Annotated in this window: 18 protein-coding genes; 6 read left to right on the top strand and 12 right to left on the bottom strand. The window is 59.5% G+C overall.

All coding sequences use genetic code 11. The annotated features are described in order from the left end of the window. Positions 1–13: 13 nt before the first annotated feature. A complete protein-coding gene (locus ACR0MI_RS04265; protein WP_480536559.1) occupies positions 14–586 on the top strand; it encodes a peroxidase-related enzyme in 573 nt (190 codons plus the stop codon). Continuing rightward, positions 583–1,485, top strand: a complete 903-nt coding sequence (locus tag ACR0MI_RS04260) for an OmpA family protein (protein WP_170613018.1) — start codon at positions 583–585, stop codon at positions 1,483–1,485. The genes ACR0MI_RS04265 and ACR0MI_RS04260 overlap by 4 nt, the downstream gene beginning before the upstream one ends. Before the next feature lie 84 nt (positions 1,486–1,569). On the opposite strand, the gene ACR0MI_RS04255 is transcribed toward ACR0MI_RS04260, so the two are convergent. Continuing rightward, positions 1,570–2,475: a LysR family transcriptional regulator gene (locus ACR0MI_RS04255; RefSeq protein WP_170613020.1), complete on the bottom strand. Its 906-nt coding sequence runs from the start codon at positions 2,473–2,475 to the stop codon at positions 1,570–1,572. A gap of 229 nt (positions 2,476–2,704) precedes the next feature. Between ACR0MI_RS04255 and ACR0MI_RS04250 the strand changes: the two genes are divergently transcribed. After that, positions 2,705–3,145: a DUF4399 domain-containing protein gene (locus tag ACR0MI_RS04250; RefSeq protein ID WP_170613022.1), complete on the top strand. Its 441-nt coding sequence runs from the start codon at positions 2,705–2,707 to the stop codon at positions 3,143–3,145. A gap of 92 nt (positions 3,146–3,237) precedes the next feature. Here the strand turns inward: ACR0MI_RS04250 and ACR0MI_RS04245 are convergent, their stop codons facing one another. Continuing rightward, entirely contained in the window at positions 3,238–3,864 is a 627-nt protein-coding gene (locus ACR0MI_RS04245) for a dioxygenase family protein (RefSeq protein ID WP_170613024.1), read from the bottom strand. 122 nt (positions 3,865–3,986) lie between these two features. Further along, a complete protein-coding gene (locus ACR0MI_RS04240; RefSeq protein WP_170816827.1) occupies positions 3,987–6,014 on the bottom strand; it encodes an NADPH-dependent 2,4-dienoyl-CoA reductase in 2,028 nt (675 codons plus the stop codon). A gap of 138 nt (positions 6,015–6,152) precedes the next feature. On the opposite strand from ACR0MI_RS04240, the gene ACR0MI_RS04235 reads away from it, so the two are divergent. Further along, entirely contained in the window at positions 6,153–6,638 is a 486-nt protein-coding gene (locus tag ACR0MI_RS04235; protein WP_170613028.1) for an RNA pyrophosphohydrolase, read from the top strand. A gap of 49 nt (positions 6,639–6,687) precedes the next feature. On the opposite strand, the gene ACR0MI_RS04230 is transcribed toward ACR0MI_RS04235, so the two are convergent. The 6 genes from ACR0MI_RS04230 to ACR0MI_RS04205 form a co-directional block, all read right to left on the bottom strand. Beyond that, complete coding sequence (locus tag ACR0MI_RS04230; protein ID WP_480441010.1) at positions 6,688–7,461, bottom strand: extensin-like domain-containing protein; 774 nt, start codon at positions 7,459–7,461, stop codon at positions 6,688–6,690. A 126-nt stretch (positions 7,462–7,587) separates the two neighbouring features. Beyond that, entirely contained in the window at positions 7,588–7,803 is a 216-nt protein-coding gene (locus ACR0MI_RS04225; protein ID WP_170613031.1) for a hypothetical protein, read from the bottom strand. A 7-nt stretch (positions 7,804–7,810) separates the two neighbouring features. Next, entirely contained in the window at positions 7,811–8,800 is a 990-nt protein-coding gene (locus tag ACR0MI_RS04220; RefSeq protein ID WP_170613033.1) for an adenosine kinase, read from the bottom strand. Continuing rightward, on the bottom strand, positions 8,797–9,441 hold the full coding sequence (nth, locus tag ACR0MI_RS04215) for an endonuclease III (RefSeq protein ID WP_170613035.1): 645 nt from the start codon (positions 9,439–9,441) through the stop codon (positions 8,797–8,799). Before nth ends, ACR0MI_RS04220 begins: the two co-directional genes overlap by 4 nt. 101 nt (positions 9,442–9,542) lie before the next feature. After that, on the bottom strand, positions 9,543–10,181 hold the full coding sequence (locus ACR0MI_RS04210; protein ID WP_480853724.1) for a cysteine hydrolase family protein: 639 nt from the start codon (positions 10,179–10,181) through the stop codon (positions 9,543–9,545). A 1-nt stretch (position 10,182) separates the two neighbouring features. Continuing rightward, positions 10,183–10,632 (bottom strand): MarR family winged helix-turn-helix transcriptional regulator, encoded by a 450-nt coding sequence (locus ACR0MI_RS04205; protein ID WP_170613039.1) that lies wholly within the window; start codon positions 10,630–10,632, stop codon positions 10,183–10,185. A 120-nt stretch (positions 10,633–10,752) separates the two neighbouring features. On the opposite strand from ACR0MI_RS04205, the gene ACR0MI_RS04200 reads away from it, so the two are divergent. Further along, positions 10,753–11,595 carry a bifunctional helix-turn-helix domain-containing protein/methylated-DNA--[protein]-cysteine S-methyltransferase gene (locus ACR0MI_RS04200; protein ID WP_170613041.1) on the top strand — a complete coding sequence of 281 codons (843 nt, stop codon included), beginning with the start codon at positions 10,753–10,755 and terminating at the stop codon, positions 11,593–11,595. Positions 11,596–11,649: 54 nt separating this feature from the next. Here ACR0MI_RS04200 and ACR0MI_RS04195 read toward each other — a convergent pair whose 3' ends face one another. After that, entirely contained in the window at positions 11,650–13,089 is a 1,440-nt protein-coding gene (locus tag ACR0MI_RS04195; RefSeq protein WP_170619085.1) for an aldehyde dehydrogenase family protein, read from the bottom strand. Between the two features lie 202 nt (positions 13,090–13,291). On the opposite strand from ACR0MI_RS04195, the gene ACR0MI_RS04190 reads away from it, so the two are divergent. After that, a complete protein-coding gene (locus tag ACR0MI_RS04190) occupies positions 13,292–13,942 on the top strand; it encodes a peroxiredoxin (protein WP_170613045.1) in 651 nt (216 codons plus the stop codon). 81 nt (positions 13,943–14,023) lie between these two features. On the opposite strand, the gene ACR0MI_RS04185 is transcribed toward ACR0MI_RS04190, so the two are convergent. Both ACR0MI_RS04185 and ACR0MI_RS04180 read right to left on the bottom strand, forming a co-directional pair. After that, a complete protein-coding gene (locus ACR0MI_RS04185) occupies positions 14,024–14,746 on the bottom strand; it encodes a glycosyltransferase family 25 protein (protein ID WP_170613047.1) in 723 nt (240 codons plus the stop codon). Between the two features lie 70 nt (positions 14,747–14,816). Further along, positions 14,817–15,512 carry an outer membrane beta-barrel protein gene (locus tag ACR0MI_RS04180; protein ID WP_170816826.1) on the bottom strand — a complete coding sequence of 232 codons (696 nt, stop codon included), beginning with the start codon at positions 15,510–15,512 and terminating at the stop codon, positions 14,817–14,819. Positions 15,513–15,551 lie beyond the last annotated feature (39 nt).

Raw genomic sequence — 15,551 nt, 5'->3', positions numbered from 1 at the left:
GAGAAAGACAGCCGTGCCCGATCAAGACATGCCCACAGCGCTGAACCTGCCCATGGTCGACCCGCTGCCGCCTGAGACGCAGAAATATTTCGACATCTGCGTCGAAAAGCTGGGCATGGTGCCCAATGTGCTGAAGGCCAATGCGTTTGATATCGACAAGCTGAACGCGTTCACCGCGATGTATAACGATCTGATGCTGGCCGACAGCGGGCTGACCAAGCTGGAACGCGAGATGATCGCGGTTGTGGTCTCGTCCATCAACAAGTGTTTCTACTGCCTTGTGGCGCATGGCGCGGCCGTCCGGCAATTGTCCGGCAACCCGCAGCTGGGCGAGATGCTGGTGATGAACTACCGCGTGGCGCCGTTGGACGACAAGCAGCGTGCGATGCTGGATTTCGCCGCCAGAATGACGACAGCCAGTGCTGAGATCGAGGAAACCGACCGCCAGCGGCTGCGTGACGTTGGTTTCTCGGATCGTGATATCTGGGACATCGCCAACGTGACCGGCTTTTTCAACATGTCGAACCGGGTGGCCAGCGCCACGGGTATGGTCCCGAACGACGAATATCACGCCCAATTCAGATGATCCGCCGCGTTGCCCTTTGCCTGTTTATGCTGGCCGCTCCGGCAGCGGCGCAGGACCTGACGATGCCAACCGGTGCCCGTCAGATCAGCGACCGTACCAGCCCGCTGGACAGTTACGCGCTGCCGACCGGTCCGTTCGCCGATGGCGCGGTCCCGAAACGCGAGGTCGAGGGGCGGGTCGAACGCTTTACCTGGAAGCTTCAGGCCGGATCCAGCACGACGTTGCAGATTCTGGCCCCGCTCAGGGATCAGCTTGTCGCGCAGGGCTTTGATATTGGGTTCGAATGTGAGGCCCGCGCCTGTGGCGGTTTCGATTTCCGCTTTGGCATCGAAGTGGTTCCGACACCCGACATGTATGTCGCCATTCAGGATTATCGTTTTCTGTCCGCCTCGCGCGATCAGGAAGTGCTGAGCCTGCTGGTCAGCCGCAATCCGCCCGACGGGTACGTGCAGATGATCCGTGTTACACCAGTGGCGGAAACCGCGCCGCCCCCGGTTGTGGTCGAGGAAACGGTCGAAACCGAAGGTGGCCTGCTGGCGGACTTGCAGCAGAATGGGCACGTCATTCTGGACGACCTGCATTTCAGCACTGGTGAAGTTGATTTGGGCGAGGGTCCGTTTGCCTCGTTGGCGCTGCTGGCTGGATTTCTGGGTGACAATCCCGACCTGCGCCTGGCGCTTGTGGGCAACACCGATGACACCGGCGACCTGCAAGCCAATATCTCGGTCAGCAAAAAACGCGCCCAGTCGGTCCGTACCCGCCTGATCGAGGCACATGGCGTCGCGCCGGACCGGATCGAGGCGGAAGGGGTTGGATATCTGGCACCGATCACCTCGAATGCGACGCCGGAAGGCCGTGATCTCAATCGCCGGGTCGAGGCGGTTTTGCTGATCAATTAGGTACCTAAAAGTCCTACCTAGGCTGGGACAAAAAAAAGACCCGCACGACAGGCGTGCGGGCCGTTCAGGTTCCACGGGGAGAATTTACCAGTCCATCGGACCCTTGTCGCTGAATGAATCAGCCAGAAAATCAATGAATGCCCTTACTTTGGGCTGCGTGAAGCGGCCGGGCGGGTAGACGGCATAGACGCCCTGTACCTCATCCGGCAGGGACGGCATCGCGTCCTGCACCGCTCCGGACTTCATCGCGTCGGCATAAAGATAGCTGGGCAGATAGGCGATACCCAACCCTGAGATGGCGGCGTTCAGCAGGGATTGGCCGTCATTGACGCTTAGCCATCCGGCGGTGCGAACCTGCCGCTTTTCGCCCGAGGGTGCAGTCAGTTTCCAGACATTGCCGGATGACTGGCTGGAATAGTGCAGAAGCTTGTGTTCGTTCAGATCGTCAATCTTCTGCGGGCGTCCGTATTTCTCGACATAGCTGGGGGCCGCAACCATCCGTTTGACGGTTTCGGTCAGTTTGCGCGCGCGCAGTGTACTGTCTTCCAGTTCTCCGATTCGCACGGCGACGTCGAACCCCTCTGAAATCAGCTCCACATACCGGTTGTTCAGCACCATGTTCACGGTGATGTCGGGATAGGCCGACAAAAAGCCGGACAACACAGGCGACAGGTGATTCACACCAAAATCCGTGGCCACGCTGATCCGCAGCAGACCCGACGGGGCGGACTGCATCGATGTCACCAGCGCATCCGCTTCGCCTGCGTCATTCAGCACGCGGCGGGCACGATCATAATATGCCAGCCCGATCTCGGTGGGCGAAACGCGGCGCGTTGTCCGGTTCAGCAGTCTAGCACCCAATCGTGCCTCAAGGCTCGATACATGCTTGGAGACAGCCGATTTGGAGATGCCCATCTTTTTGGCCGCATCTGTAAAGCCGCCCTGATCCACTACATTGGAAAAGGCTTCCATTTCGGTCAATCGGTCCATTCGCGTACCCCAGGTCTTGGTTCTTTGCCTGACCATGGCCCTGAACTTGGGCGGAAACGGGGCAGACATGGGATAATATCTGGGATTTGATTCGGATCGTTTGCACATGGGAAACGCTGAAACAGTGGTTTCCATGCGCGCTACAGGACGTGCATTGTCAGCAAATCAGGGGACAATTGCCCAATCGTGCTATGTTGAGAATGGCAAATTTGTGTCCAGGGAGGGAATCATGAAAACATTTATTGGTGTTGCCGCGCTTTGCCTGTCCGCTTCGCTTGCGCTGGCCCAGGGTGAGACGCCGTCAAACCCCGACGCCCGGGTCTATTTTGTCAATCTCGCGGATGGTGACACCGTCCCGTCGCCGGTGACGGTGGTGTTTGGCCTCAGCGGCATGGGGGTTGCCCCTGCGGGGACGGAAAAGGAAAACACCGGCCATCACCACCTGCTGATCGATCGCCCGCCATTGGGTGAGGGCGAGGATGGAGCGGACGAGCTGTCCTATGGCCTGCCCGCAGACGACAATCACCTGCATTTCGGTGGCGGCCAGACCCAGGTGACGCTGGACCTTGAGCCGGGCGAACACACGCTGCAACTGGTTTTGGGCGATGCGGGCCACGTACCGCATGCGACGCCGATTGTGTCCGAGGTGATTACGATTACGGTGGAGTAACGCCTTACACCGAACTTTGCGGTAATCACCGTTAACCACGGCGGGCAAATTTTTTGGCGCGCAGAGCCATGCAATGCTGACAACGTTGCCTGTCAGACAACTATGTTGACTGTCGTTTCTATCCCGCCCGAGACCTCGACATATGTCATCGAAACGTTGCGGGCCTCGGCCGGGGACATACGCCGATAGAGCGAATCCCGCTTATTGCCGGGGTTTCCCGCCTCGTAGAACTGCGTGGTCAGAACCTCGCGGTCTCTTTCTAAAACCTTGACATGGATATGCGGCGTCCGGCCCGGATAGCTGCCTGGCTTGATTGTCCGGAAACTATAGCGACCCTGCGCGTCCGTGATGTCGTGTCCAAAGCCCTGAAACCCCCGGTCGTATTGCACAGTCCGCCTGTCGCCGGGGTGAATGTATTTTCCATTCACGTCGCATTGCCAAATCTCGATCCGGTATCCTGCCCGGGGACGCCCGGCCTTGTCTGAGATCAGTCCTTTTAGGGTGATCACCTCACCTCCGGCTTCCCGAACCAGACCGACGACTTTGACCAGATCGTTATCCGCATCGGCGACGCGCATCGGTTCCGTAGGGTAGAACGGACCCTCTGCCGCATTCGGCGTCAGTTGCGCGGCAGCGGTGCGCCCTGCAGCCCAGATCGCCCCGATAAAAGTGACCGCGCCGGTGAGAAACCCGCGCCGATTGTCTTCGCCCGTTGCCATGGCCTTCTCCACAGTTGCACCCGGTCAGGTCTGCGCCCCGGCAGACGGGCGCAGCACCTAAGATATAGACCGAAACCTGTGTGCGGCCAATTTCCACAAAGGCCGAACGAAGGGTCGTCTCCTTAGAACGCCGCAGCCAGCCGCGTGCCCTGATTGATTGCCCGTTTGGCGTCCAGTTCGGCCGCAACATCCGCGCCGCCGATGACATGTGGCGTAATCCCGCGTTCGATCAGCGCATCTGCCAGACTGCGCTCGGACACCTGACCGGAACACAGAACGATCGTGTCCGCCGCAATCACCGTCGGGTCGGCGCGTTCTTCGCCAAAGCTGACATGCAGGCCTTCATCATCGATACGCTCATAGTTCACGCCGCCCACGAAATTGACGTCCTTCATTTTCAGTGTCGTGCGATGAATCCAGCCGGTGGTTTTGCCCAAACCTTTGCCATGCGCCTGTTTTTTGCGCTGCAGCAGCGTGACCTGACGTTTTGGCGCTTCGGGTTGCGGCCCTTCCGGCGCAAGGCCCGAGCGGTGCTTGGCCGGGTCAGTAACACCCCATTCCTTCATCCAAGCGGGCAGGTCAGTGGTCGGGCTGTGGCCCTCTTCGACCAGATACTCAGACACGTCGAACCCGATGCCGCCCGCGCCGATCACGGCCACGGACTTCCCGACCTTGGCCTTGTTGCGCAATACGTCGACATAGCTGAGGACATTGTCCCGATCCTGCCCCGGAATCTGCGGATCGCGCGGGGTGACGCCGGTGGCAATCACCACTTCGTCATATCCGGTCAGGTCCTCTGCCCTCACCTCGCGGTTCAGTTCCAGCTTCACGCCAAGATCGCTCATCATGGTGCGGTACCAATCGACGAGGCCCCAGAATTCTTCTTTCCCCGGAACCTGCTTGGCCATGTTCAGCTGGCCGCCGATTTCGGCGGCGCGGTCGAACAGCGTCACGTCGTGACCACGCTGGGCGGCGGTCATCGCGGTGGACAGTCCGGCAGGCCCTGCGCCAACGATGGCAACGGTTTTTGGCGCCTCCGCCTGGGAAATCACCAGCTCAGTTTCATTGCAGGCGCGCGGGTTGACCAGGCAGGTGGTCAGCTTGCCGCTGAATGTATGATCCAGACAGGCCTGATTGCAGGCGATACAGGGCGCGATCTTTGCGCCGTCTCCAGCGATGGCTTTGTTTACAAAATCCGCATCCGCCAGCATTGGCCGCGCCAAGGATACCATGTCGGCGCAACCGGTCGACAGAACTTCTTCGGCCACTTCGGGTGTGTTGATCCGGTTCGAGGTGATCACCGGGATCGACACCTTGCCCATCAGCTTCTTGGTCACCCACGCAAAAGCTGCGCGTGGGACGCTGGTGGCAATCGTCGGAATTCGCGCTTCGTGCCAGCCGATCCCGGTATTCAGGATCGTGGCCCCCGCCTTTTCGATCTCCTGCGCCAGTTGCACAACTTCGTCATGGGTCGAGCCGTTGGGGATCAGATCGATCATCGACAGGCGATAGATGATGATGAATTTGGTGCCCACCGCCTCGCGCGTGCGGCGCACAACCTCGATCGGCAGGCGCATCCGGTTTTCGTAGGAACCGCCCCAGCGGTCGGTGCGCTTGTTCGTGTGGGTCACAAGAAACTGGTTGAGGAAATACCCCTCGGACCCCATGATCTCGACCCCGTCATAGCCCGCTTTCTGCGCCAGAACGGCGGCGGTCACGATGTCGCTGATCTGCTTCTCGATGCCGTCTTCATCCAGCTCATGCGGGGGAAACGGCGAGATCGGGGATTTGACCGGGCTGGGGGCCACACATTTCGGGCCATAGGCATACCGTCCCGCATGCAGGATCTGCATGGCGATCTTGCCGCCCGCGTCGTGCACGCGCTGGGTCACGATGGAATGGTTCGCCACTTCTGTCTCGTTGGTCATCATCGCCGCCCCGGGCAGCACCGATCCCTCAAGGTTCGGGCCAATTCCGCCCGTCACCATCAGTGCGACGCCGCCCCGCGCCCGGTCGGCATAGAATTCGGCCACCCGGTTCCAGTCGCCGGTTTCCTCAAGTCCCGAGTGCATCGACCCCATCAACACGCGGTTTTTCAGCGTGGTAAAGCCCAGATCCAGCGGGGCCAGCATGTTTGGGTACGCAGTCATGGCGGAACTCTCCCTCGTAAACTTGGCTGATAGATTGACGTTCGCGTCAACATTGTCACGTGAAACCTAACGTCATACTCTTTGCCTTCGCCGTGCCGCTTGTTACAGACGCTGCACAGCATTTTCACGAGGCCGCACATGACACCTGAAGAAATCGCCAGACTGCCGTATCGTCCCTGCGTCGGGCTGATGCTGATGAATGGCGAGGGCAGGATATTCGTCGGTCAGCGCAACGACCGCCACGCCGAGGCCTGGCAAATGCCGCAAGGTGGCGTGGACAAGGGCGAAGACCCCCGCGATGCGGCCCTGCGCGAACTGATGGAAGAGACGGGCGTGACCGCGGACCTGGTTCAGATCGTGGCCGAGACCGACGGCTGGCTGCCCTATGATCTGCCGCATGACATCGTTCCGAAAATCTGGAAGGGCCGCTTTCGCGGGCAGGAGCAGAAATGGTTTCTGCTACGCTTTACAGGCCGTGACGATCAGATCGATATCCAGACCGAACACCCGGAATTTACCCGCTGGAAATGGCAGGAACCCGCACACCTGGTCGACGAGATCGTTCCGTTCAAGCGGGACGTTTACCAAAGGGTGTTGGAGGCCTTTGAAGAACACCTTTTCTAAGTCAGGCGTCCGTCAGCCGACTTGACTGCGTGATGACCATGCCCTGCGCCTACCGGCACAACGGCCCACCGCCGCGTCGGGCGGTGTCGAAATGAAAATGGCCTTTGTGAAACCGGTCTGAATCTGGGCCGAGAACTGTTCCGAACAGACCACAGGCACCCTTGTGCAGTTCACGCAAAACGTCGCTGTTGTCCTCATCTGTCCAACCGTCGCCCACCGTGATGATGGTGCCGTCCCAGAGCACAAAGGAAGAAATGTCCACGGCACGGCCTCTGGCGTGTTCCGACAGGCGCGCGCGGGGCCGGTTGTTCTGCGTCCGACAGGCGTAGTGGCCCGCAAGCCGCATTCCTTTCAGGCCACCGCCCTGATCCGCGAAGGCCGGTTTGGCCGTGTTTTCAATCCAGGTCTTCAGCGTGATTGCGGTTTCGCAATCCATCAACGCCAATTGACTGAGCGCAACATCCGAGATCTTTCGGACACGAACCGGGTTCGCGATCCTGCACCCCCTGTATGGCCCCGATATCTGCTTGAGCGTTTCGCCCAGGATGGTCCAGTCTTTGCACACCGCACCCCGATTGCGCATGCGTTCGCGTCCCAGGGCAATGTTGCGGAACTTGCAGGGCCTTAATTGCGGTCGCCGTGACTCGGTGACTTCGGTCCCGGGTGTTTTGGCAGACAGGTCCGATGCCTTGTCCGATTCAAGCGCGCCGATTTCAAAGGCAACCAGATCGACCGCGTTTCGCACCGGGCTTTCGGCACAGTCCGGTTCGGCGTGTGCTGCGGCGGCCCATAGCACCAGAAGTGCGACCAGACCCCGCCTCAACGCGCTGAATCCACCGAAAGGTTCTTCACATTCAAATCCCGGGACGCCGCTGACTTGTGGGCACATCCGGATCGGGAACGGGTAAAGAATGGTCCCAGAAAGGAATTATCAGATTTACGTGCCAAACTAAGTTTCGCTTTTCAAACAGTGCCAGAACGCCGGGAGCAGCGAAGGGCTTCGGCTGAATGATAAGAAGAAATGCCTTCTGTTGTTAAACAGTTTTTTCCAAGCGATCAGGACACGTCGGCGCAAGGCTACGCGGAAAAACCCGCGCCCGATCCGCCGATCCTGAAAAAGAAAACCCGCCAGCCGATCCGGCAGGCGGGTCAGGAACGCATCCATGCAGGGGTCAGAGCAATCCTTCTTCCCACAACAGCGCGACCAGATCCGCCTCGGGCCTGGGTCCGATATGGCTGATGACTTCACGGGCGCAGATATTGCCGATCCGGGCGCATGTCTCATAGTCCCGGCCTGTGGCCATACCGAACAGGAACCCGGCAGCGAACTGGTCGCCCGCGCCGGTCGCATCCACCGGTACAACCTTCTGAACGGGAACGTCGATGCGCTGTCCTTCGTGCAGAATAGTCACACCGTCGCCCGAGCGGGTGCATACGACCAGCCGGCAAATCTCGGCGGTTTTGGCCAACGCTTCTTCCAGGTCGTCAGTTTCGAACAGCGACTTGATCTCGGCTTCGTTGCCGATCACGAAATCCAGCTCGTTCTCGATCAGCAGAAGGAAGTCCACCCGGTGGCGTTCCACGCAGAAGGGATCTGAAATGGCGATACCTGCCTTGCCGCCGCCTTTGTGGCAATTGCGCGCGGCCTCAAGGAACGCGGCTTTGCCCTTTTCCTTGTCGAACAGATAACCCTCAAGAAACATGATCTGGCTGTTGCCTGCCACGTCGGCTGGAACATCCTTGGACGACAGTTCCGAGGAAATCCCCAGATAGGTGTTCATCGACCGTTCACCATCGGGCGAGACAAAGATCATTGAGCGAGAGGTCGGCAGTTCACCACCCGGGACCGGTGCGTTCACGAAATCCACACCGTCTTCGTTCATCGCGTTGGCATAGAACCGGCCAAGCGCGTCGTCATGCACCCGACCGATGAAGGCAGCGTCCAGCCCAAGCGCTCCGGCACCGGCGATGGTATTGGCCACCGAGCCACCTGGCGTCTGGACCCGGCTGCCCATCGCGGCGTACAGCACCTCGCCGCGCTCGCGTTCGATCAGTTGCATGATGCCTTTTTCGATGCCCATCAGCTCAAGAAAGCTGTCATCGGCTTGGGAAATCACGTCAACGACGGCATTTCCGATGCCGACAAGCTGGTAGGTTTTCATAGGTTCTTGTCCTCGAATTGACAGAGATCGCGGATAATGCAGGTTCCGCACAGAGGTTTGCGCGCTTTGCAATGATAGCGGCCGTGCAGGATCAGCCAGTGATGCGCGTGCAGCTGGAAATCGGCCGGAATGTTGTCCTCGATGGCACGTTCGACGGCGTCCACGTCCTTGCCGGGGCAGATCCCGGTTCGGTTGCCAACGCGAAAGATATGGGTGTCCACCGCCTGCGCCGGTTGCCGCCACCACATGTTCAGCACCACATTGGCCGTCTTGCGCCCCACCCCCGGCAGCGATTGCAGCGCGGCACGGGAGTTGGGAACTTCGCCGCCATATTCCTCGACCAGAATTCGGCTCAGCTTGATGACGTTCTTGGCTTTCTGACGAAACAAACCGATGGTCTTGATGTGTTCGGTCAGACCCTCTTCGCCCAGCTCCAGCATCTTCTGCGGTGTATCTGCGATCTTGAACAGCGCGCGCGTGGCCTTGTTGACACCCGCATCGGTTGCCTGCGCCGAAAGCGCCACCGCCACGACCAGGGTGTAGACATTCACATGTTCCAACTCGCCTTTGGGTTCCGGGTCGGCTTGTTGAAAGCGTGTGAAGATCTCTCGGATCGTGTGGTAGTCGAGTTGTTTAGCCATCCAGCACGGTATGCCCTGCCGGATCGCTGCCCGCAATTAAAAAGGCGGGAAATTGGCAATACGGATGGCCGAGTGTCGGGGCTGCTATCAGAGTTTCACGCCTATAGCCCTCGAAGCTCCGCCCCATTTGACTCCAGCCGCTCCTTGACCTTCGCCCAGTTTGCTGGATTGGCCGCCAGAACAGCAGTTGGATCGATGCGAACCTGATATCCCCGGTTCAGCGCCCCCTGCGCCGTCTTGTTGACGCAACGACAACGATCAAGGCCGGTCAGGATCAGTGTTCCGATCCGATTGTCTTCCAAAAACTGTTCAAACGCACTCGAGGAAAAGGCATCACCTATGGATTTCACAAATTCCGCGTCCGCATCCAGCCCGAGGCGCGGATCGGTCTCGATCCCGGCCGACCCTTCATTGCCACGCCCCTGATTGAACCAGCCGTTCAGAAGGTTCGCCAGCCTGCCCTTGAAAATGTGCCGAATGGCGATCACGGGCATTCCGGTTTCGCGGGCCTGCCTGACGGAGTCTCTGATGTTCGAAATGGCACCATCCAACTCCGCTGCATCCCATCCGGGTATTGAGGTGAAATCAGTCTGCATGTCGATCACCACCAGCGCCGTTTCAGGACGAGCGGCCAGATCAATTGCCGGTCCGGTTGTTGGCGTGCCGATCCTGCGAATTTCATTGAGAACATAGAGAACCGCGATCACACTTCCAGTGACGATGATCCAAAGAACCGACATCTCATACCTCCTCAGTCAGATTGGCAAAAAACCGTGTGAGCGCCAGTTGCACCTTATGGTAAGTCGCAAGCTCTTCGGGAGAGAAGTCTGTGGAAAAACCGGCCAGTTTTGACATTTCATCTGTTCTGATCGCAGTGATGATGTCTTGGCCGGTAGGTGTCAGCCGATAGCAGTAAGAACGCGCGCGCTTGGGGTTGGCGCGACTGTCGACCAGACCGGCCTTCATCACTTCCTGCAGGATGCGCGCGACGTATTGCCGTTTTAGCTGCAACTCGGTGCACAACTGTGGGGCTGTCGCTCCGGGGAAAAGGGATAACCCCTCAAGGATCGCACGTTGTCCAACAGTTACGCCTTCGCGATTGCTGCCGCGTTCAACCGCGGCTGTAATGTTGCGCAGCAGGGGCCGGGTGGCCTGAACTGCCTGATAGAGCTGATCCAACGAATGTTCCATGCCCTCAATCTTGATGGGTGTAAAACAATTCGTCAACTCAGTTGACAAGAATATGCGCAGGTTCCGGGTCGCGGCATTGGTCTGAGCGCGGTAATGTTAGTGCAAGCGAAGAGGTGCAACATGAACGTCCAGAACCCAGAAACCGGCTATCACTACAACGTCATGCGCCGGGCCATCGATCTGATCGACCAGGGCGGCGAAGCGCTCAGCCTCGAAGAGCTTGCTCGTCAGATGGACATGAGCCCCGCGCATTTTCAGCGATTGTTTTCGCGCTGGACCGGTGTGTCGCCGAAACGTTACCAGCAATATCTGACGCTGGGCCACGCCAAGGCCCTGCTGAGGGAACGGTTCACCACGCTGGAAACCGCGCACAATGTCGGCCTGTCCGGCAGTGGCCGTCTGCACGATCTGTTCCTGAAATGGGAGTCCATGAGCCCCGGCGAATATGCCCGCAAAGGTGAAGGGCTGACGATCTTCTGGGGCTGGTTCGAAAGCCCCTTTGGCCCGGCTCTGGTCATGGGAACGGAAAAGGGCATCTGCGGTATCGCGTTTGCGTCCGAGACGGGCGGGGAAGCAGCGATGGAGGACATGGTCGCGCGCTGGCCGAATGCGGAGTTTGTGGAAAATTCCGAACGGCTGCAATCATGGGTGCAGGGCGCTTTCGGGCCCAGCCGCGCCGAGACGCCGCTGCACCTGCTTGGCTCACCTCTGCAGATCAAGGTGTGGGAAGCGCTGATGCACATCCCGTCGGGTCAGGTCACGACCTATTCCGAGATTGCGCAGCGGGTCGGTTCGCCACAAGCCGTGCGCGCCGTGGGAACAGCCGTGGGCCGTAACCCGGTCAGCTGGCTGATCCCCTGCCACCGCGCGCTGCGCAAATCCGGCGGGTTGGGCGGCTATCATTGGGGGTTGCCGGTGAAACGCGCGATGCTGGCATACGAAGCCGCGCAGGCGGATGCCTGACGCCCAGTAAGCGAGGCACCCTCAGGTGCCGCGCATCTGACTTGTTGTGGCGCGTTACTCTGCCGCCCAGCCGCCGACGGCTTTGACTTCCAGAAAGTCCTCAAGCCCCCAGACGCCGCCTTCGCGCCCATTGCCGGATTGCTTCATGCCGCCAAAGGGCGAGCCGGCACTGCGGGACTGGCCATTCATCTCAACCATGCCGGACCTCAGGGCGCGGGCCATCCGGTTGGCACGTGCACCGTCCTGTGTCTGGACATAATTCGTCAGGCCGTAGGGCGTGTCATTGGCGATCCCGATGGCCTCTTCCTCGGTGTCGAAGGGGATCATGGTCAGGACCGGGCCAAAGATCTCCTCGCGGGCGATGGTCATCTGGTTGTTGGCATCGGCAAACACGGTGGGTCGCACATAGTAGCCCTTGTTCAAACCTTCAGGCCGACCGGTGCCGCCCGCGACCAGGCGTGCGCCTTCGTCAATGCCTTTCTGGATCAGGTCCTGAATCTTGGTCCACTGCACCTCATTCACGACCGGGCCAATGTGGCGACCTTCTTCGGCAGCGCTGCCGACAGTGACCTTACCGGCCACTTCGGCCGCCGTTTCGACCGCCTGATCATAAATCGGACGTTGCACCAGCATTCGGCTGGGCGCGTTGCAGCTTTGGCCCGTGTTGTTCATCATGTGCAGAACGCCGCGCTTGACCGCCTTTTCGTCCGCGTCGGCGAAGACGACATTGGCGCCCTTGCCGCCCAGTTCCAGATGAACTTTCTTCAAGGTATCAGCCGCGCTTTTCGAAATTGCGGTCCCAGCACGGGTCGAGCCGGTGAAGCTGACCATATCCACATCCGGATGCGCAGACAGTTGCGAGCCGACCCCGGCGCCATCACCGTTGACGAGGTTGAACACACCGGGCGGAAAGCCTGCCTCGTCCATCATCTCGGCAAAGATCATCGCGTTCAGCGGGCTTTGTTCCGAGGGTTTCAGCACCATGGTGCAGCCTGCGATCGCCGCCGCACCGACCTTGAGCGTGATCTGGTTCATCGGCCAGTTCCACGGGGTGATCAGGGCCGCCACGCCGACGGCCTCGTAGATGATTCGGTCATTTGGGGCGTGGTCGCCCAGCGGACGCTCGAACTCAAAGGCTTTGGCGGCCCGGATGAAGTTCTTCAGGTGCCAGATACCTGCACCCGATTGCTGGGTGCGCGCCATGTCGATGGGCGCACCCATCTCAAGCGACATTGCCTGCGCCAGATCTTCGCTGCGGGTCTGGTAGATATCTGCAAGTTTTTCCACCATTGCGATCCGCTGCGCCACCGGTGTCGCCATCCAACCCGGCAGAGCGGCCTTGGCAGCAGCAACTGCAGCGTCGGTATCCGCCTGGGAGCCCAGTGAAATCACCGCGCATGGTTCCTCGGTCGAGGGGTTGATGACGTTGAAATCCTGGGGCGCTGACGGTGCGACCCACTGTCCGTTGATGTAGAAATTGCGTTTCTCGATCATGGCCTGTCCTCCTGATCCTGTTGCCCCGGCTTCGGGCTCGGCGTCACTCTGTCATTGCCGCCAAATACGGGCAAGAGATAATTTGATCAAATTATTTCTGCGAATTGCTGACTGCTTTGCCCTGCATATGGTTTAACAATTGCGGAAAGTGTTTAGGTTTACGGCAACCGACTCGGTTTTTTCACAGGAAAGGAGATGCCCCATGGGTTTGCGCATCAACGATACCGTCCCGAATTTCACTGCAGAAACGGATCAGGGCACTGTTCAGTTCCACGATTGGATCGGCGACAGCTGGGCCATCCTGTTTTCGCACCCCAAGGATTTTACCCCGGTCTGCACCACCGAATTCTCGGCTGTGGCGCAGCTGAACGATGAATGGGCTGCGCGTAACACCAAAGTGATCGGCGTGTCCGTCGACGGTGTGGAAGATCACAAGAAATGGAAAAAGGACATCGAGGCCTATGGCAATGCCAACCCCGGTTTCCCGATTATCGCCGACGACGGTCTGGCGGTATCCAAGGCCTTTGACATGCTGCCTGCCGAAGCCTACCTGCCCGATGGCCGCACACCTGCCGACAGCGCCACGGTGCGGTCGGTCTTTATCATCGGGCCGGACAAGCAGCTGAAGCTGTCCATGACCTATCCGATGACTGTCGGCCGCAACTTTGCCGAGATCCTGCGCGCGCTGGACGGGTTGCAGATGAGCGCGAAGGGCGTAGCGACCCCGGCAAACTGGGTTCCGGGTGAGGATGTGATTATCCCGCCCACCGTGTCGAATGAAGACGCCAAAGCGAAGTTTGGCGAGTTCGAGACGATCTTCCCATATCTGCGCAAGACCAAGGCGCCGTCGTAACGGCTGCTTGGGTCCAGGGGGGGCTGCCCCCCCATCGCGCCCCTCGGGGCGCGATTTCTCCCGAAGGTAATTTCTATCTGATTACGGCAGTGGTCTTTGTGGGTGCAGGTGTAGCTTCGCCCGGTAAGCAGCGCGCTTGAATTCGCGGGTCAGCTTGTCGCTGAGCGGTGGTTTTGTCTGAATGGTGGAGCCGCCGATTTCCCGCGCCACTTCACGGTTGCCGCTGCCCAGCAGGGCGTGGATCGGCTGGCCGGTCAGCCAGTGCATCTGCTGAAACGTGTCCACGGGGCGGTCGATTTCGTTGGTTGCGGCCAGCAACCGTTCTGCGGCGCGCCGGCCAACCATCTGGCACACGCATTGCAGTCCGATGACCTTCGGCAGGATCAGTTTCAAACCGTTCTGTTCGGCCAGGGTCTGCACCGGCACTTCGCGCTGTTTCACCGGGATGCGGATGTATTGGTCGGGTGTCGCAAGAGGGTCCAGCATGTCCAGTGCTTGGGCCATGCGGGGGGGATCTATGCGCAGATCATCCTCGGTGATGATGGCCAGATCGATCTGTTCATCGACCATCTTTTTCCAGATCCGCCTGTGGCTTTCGAAGACGCCGATTTCAGCGGGGCGCAGGGGAAACGGATAGTGGGGTCGGTGCAAGTTGCCGGGATGCAGTCTGACATGCGCGATCTGGTCCGGGTCGCGACCATTCACGGCCTCGAACAATTCGGCATTGGGAAGGTCTTGGCACAGTTGATCGGCATTGGCGCGGCGCGCTGTGCTTGAGGACATATGAATGACAAAGGATCGCATGCCCCCGTGCATAGATCACGAGGGCACGCGGGGAAAGCGAAACCGGAGGGAAACACTTTCCCGTACCGCGTCAGAACTTGTAGCGCAGGCCGAGATTTATGCTGAACGTATCCAGATCGTCCTCGACCGACCCGGTCAGCGCGCCGTTTGGCGCCAAACGATCGGACGAAACATCAAAGGCGCGCGAATAGCGGGCATCGACGATGAAGGCGGTGTTGTCATTGATGTCATACGCCGCCCCGGCAATCAGTTGTGCGGCAAAATCGGTGCCGCTGTCGTTCAGCTCAACCCCCGGACCATAGGCGAAGTCCAGATCTGAATAGGTCGCACCCAGACCAAAGCCGAAATAGGGTGTCAGCGGTCCGCTTTGTTTGATGTCGAACAGGATGTTTGCAAACAGCGAGGTCTGAGTGACATCGCCCGAGATATTCCCCTCGGTCGCCGGTCCGTTGCCAGAGAAGTTCACCCCGTCCACATCATTTTCGCGATAGGACAATTCCAGCTCGATCCGGGTTCCGATCCTGTCGTTGGACCATTGCGGAACTTCCGTTCCGATTGCCAAGCCAAGCCCATAGCCCGCGTCGAAATCGGTATCAACTGACTGGGTCGCGCCACCGATCGAGCCCGAAAAATCGCTGTCCTGCAACTGGCTGTAGCCGGCGAAGCCCTGAATATAAGCGCCCTCGGTCAGGCTTTGCGCGCCGGCGGCGGAAACGCCCAGGCCTAATGCGGCAGAGGCGAGGATGAAACGGGTGATCATGGTCATGTCCTTTGTTCCGTAAGATGCACGCGGCACATGTGGGGC

The sequence above is a fragment of the Ruegeria sp. D4 genome (assembly GCF_056534475.1).
Note: the sequence above shows the minus strand (reverse complement) of the source record. Positions and strands in the feature narration are given on the sequence as shown.

Excerpts from the sequence above, each read along its gene's own strand:
- ACR0MI_RS04255 (WP_170613020.1), bottom strand. The coding sequence starts at position 2,475 with ATGGACCGATTGACCGAAATGGAAGCCTTTTCCAATGTAGTGGATCAG.
- ACR0MI_RS04210 (WP_480853724.1), bottom strand. The coding sequence starts at position 10,181 with ATGTCGGTTCTTTGGATCATCGTCACTGGAAGTGTGATCGCGGTTCTC.
- ACR0MI_RS04260 (WP_170613018.1), top strand. The coding sequence starts at position 583 with ATGATCCGCCGCGTTGCCCTTTGCCTGTTTATGCTGGCCGCTCCGGCA.
- ACR0MI_RS04235 (WP_170613028.1), top strand. The coding sequence starts at position 6,153 with ATGACACCTGAAGAAATCGCCAGACTGCCGTATCGTCCCTGCGTCGGG.
- ACR0MI_RS04185 (WP_170613047.1), bottom strand. The coding sequence starts at position 14,746 with ATGCGATCCTTTGTCATTCATATGTCCTCAAGCACAGCGCGCCGCGCC.
- nth (WP_170613035.1), bottom strand. The coding sequence starts at position 9,441 with ATGGCTAAACAACTCGACTACCACACGATCCGAGAGATCTTCACACGC.
- ACR0MI_RS04240 (WP_170816827.1), bottom strand. The coding sequence starts at position 6,014 with ATGACTGCGTACCCAAACATGCTGGCCCCGCTGGATCTGGGCTTTACC.
- ACR0MI_RS04220 (WP_170613033.1), bottom strand. The coding sequence starts at position 8,800 with ATGAAAACCTACCAGCTTGTCGGCATCGGAAATGCCGTCGTTGACGTG.
- ACR0MI_RS04180 (WP_170816826.1), bottom strand. The coding sequence starts at position 15,512 with ATGACCATGATCACCCGTTTCATCCTCGCCTCTGCCGCATTAGGCCTG.
- ACR0MI_RS04225 (WP_170613031.1), bottom strand. The coding sequence starts at position 7,803 with ATGGATGCGTTCCTGACCCGCCTGCCGGATCGGCTGGCGGGTTTTCTT.
- ACR0MI_RS04190 (WP_170613045.1), top strand. The coding sequence starts at position 13,292 with ATGGGTTTGCGCATCAACGATACCGTCCCGAATTTCACTGCAGAAACG.
- ACR0MI_RS04245 (WP_170613024.1), bottom strand. The coding sequence starts at position 3,864 with ATGGCAACGGGCGAAGACAATCGGCGCGGGTTTCTCACCGGCGCGGTC.
- ACR0MI_RS04250 (WP_170613022.1), top strand. The coding sequence starts at position 2,705 with ATGAAAACATTTATTGGTGTTGCCGCGCTTTGCCTGTCCGCTTCGCTT.
- ACR0MI_RS04200 (WP_170613041.1), top strand. The coding sequence starts at position 10,753 with ATGAACGTCCAGAACCCAGAAACCGGCTATCACTACAACGTCATGCGC.
- ACR0MI_RS04195 (WP_170619085.1), bottom strand. The coding sequence starts at position 13,089 with ATGATCGAGAAACGCAATTTCTACATCAACGGACAGTGGGTCGCACCG.
- ACR0MI_RS04205 (WP_170613039.1), bottom strand. The coding sequence starts at position 10,632 with ATGGAACATTCGTTGGATCAGCTCTATCAGGCAGTTCAGGCCACCCGG.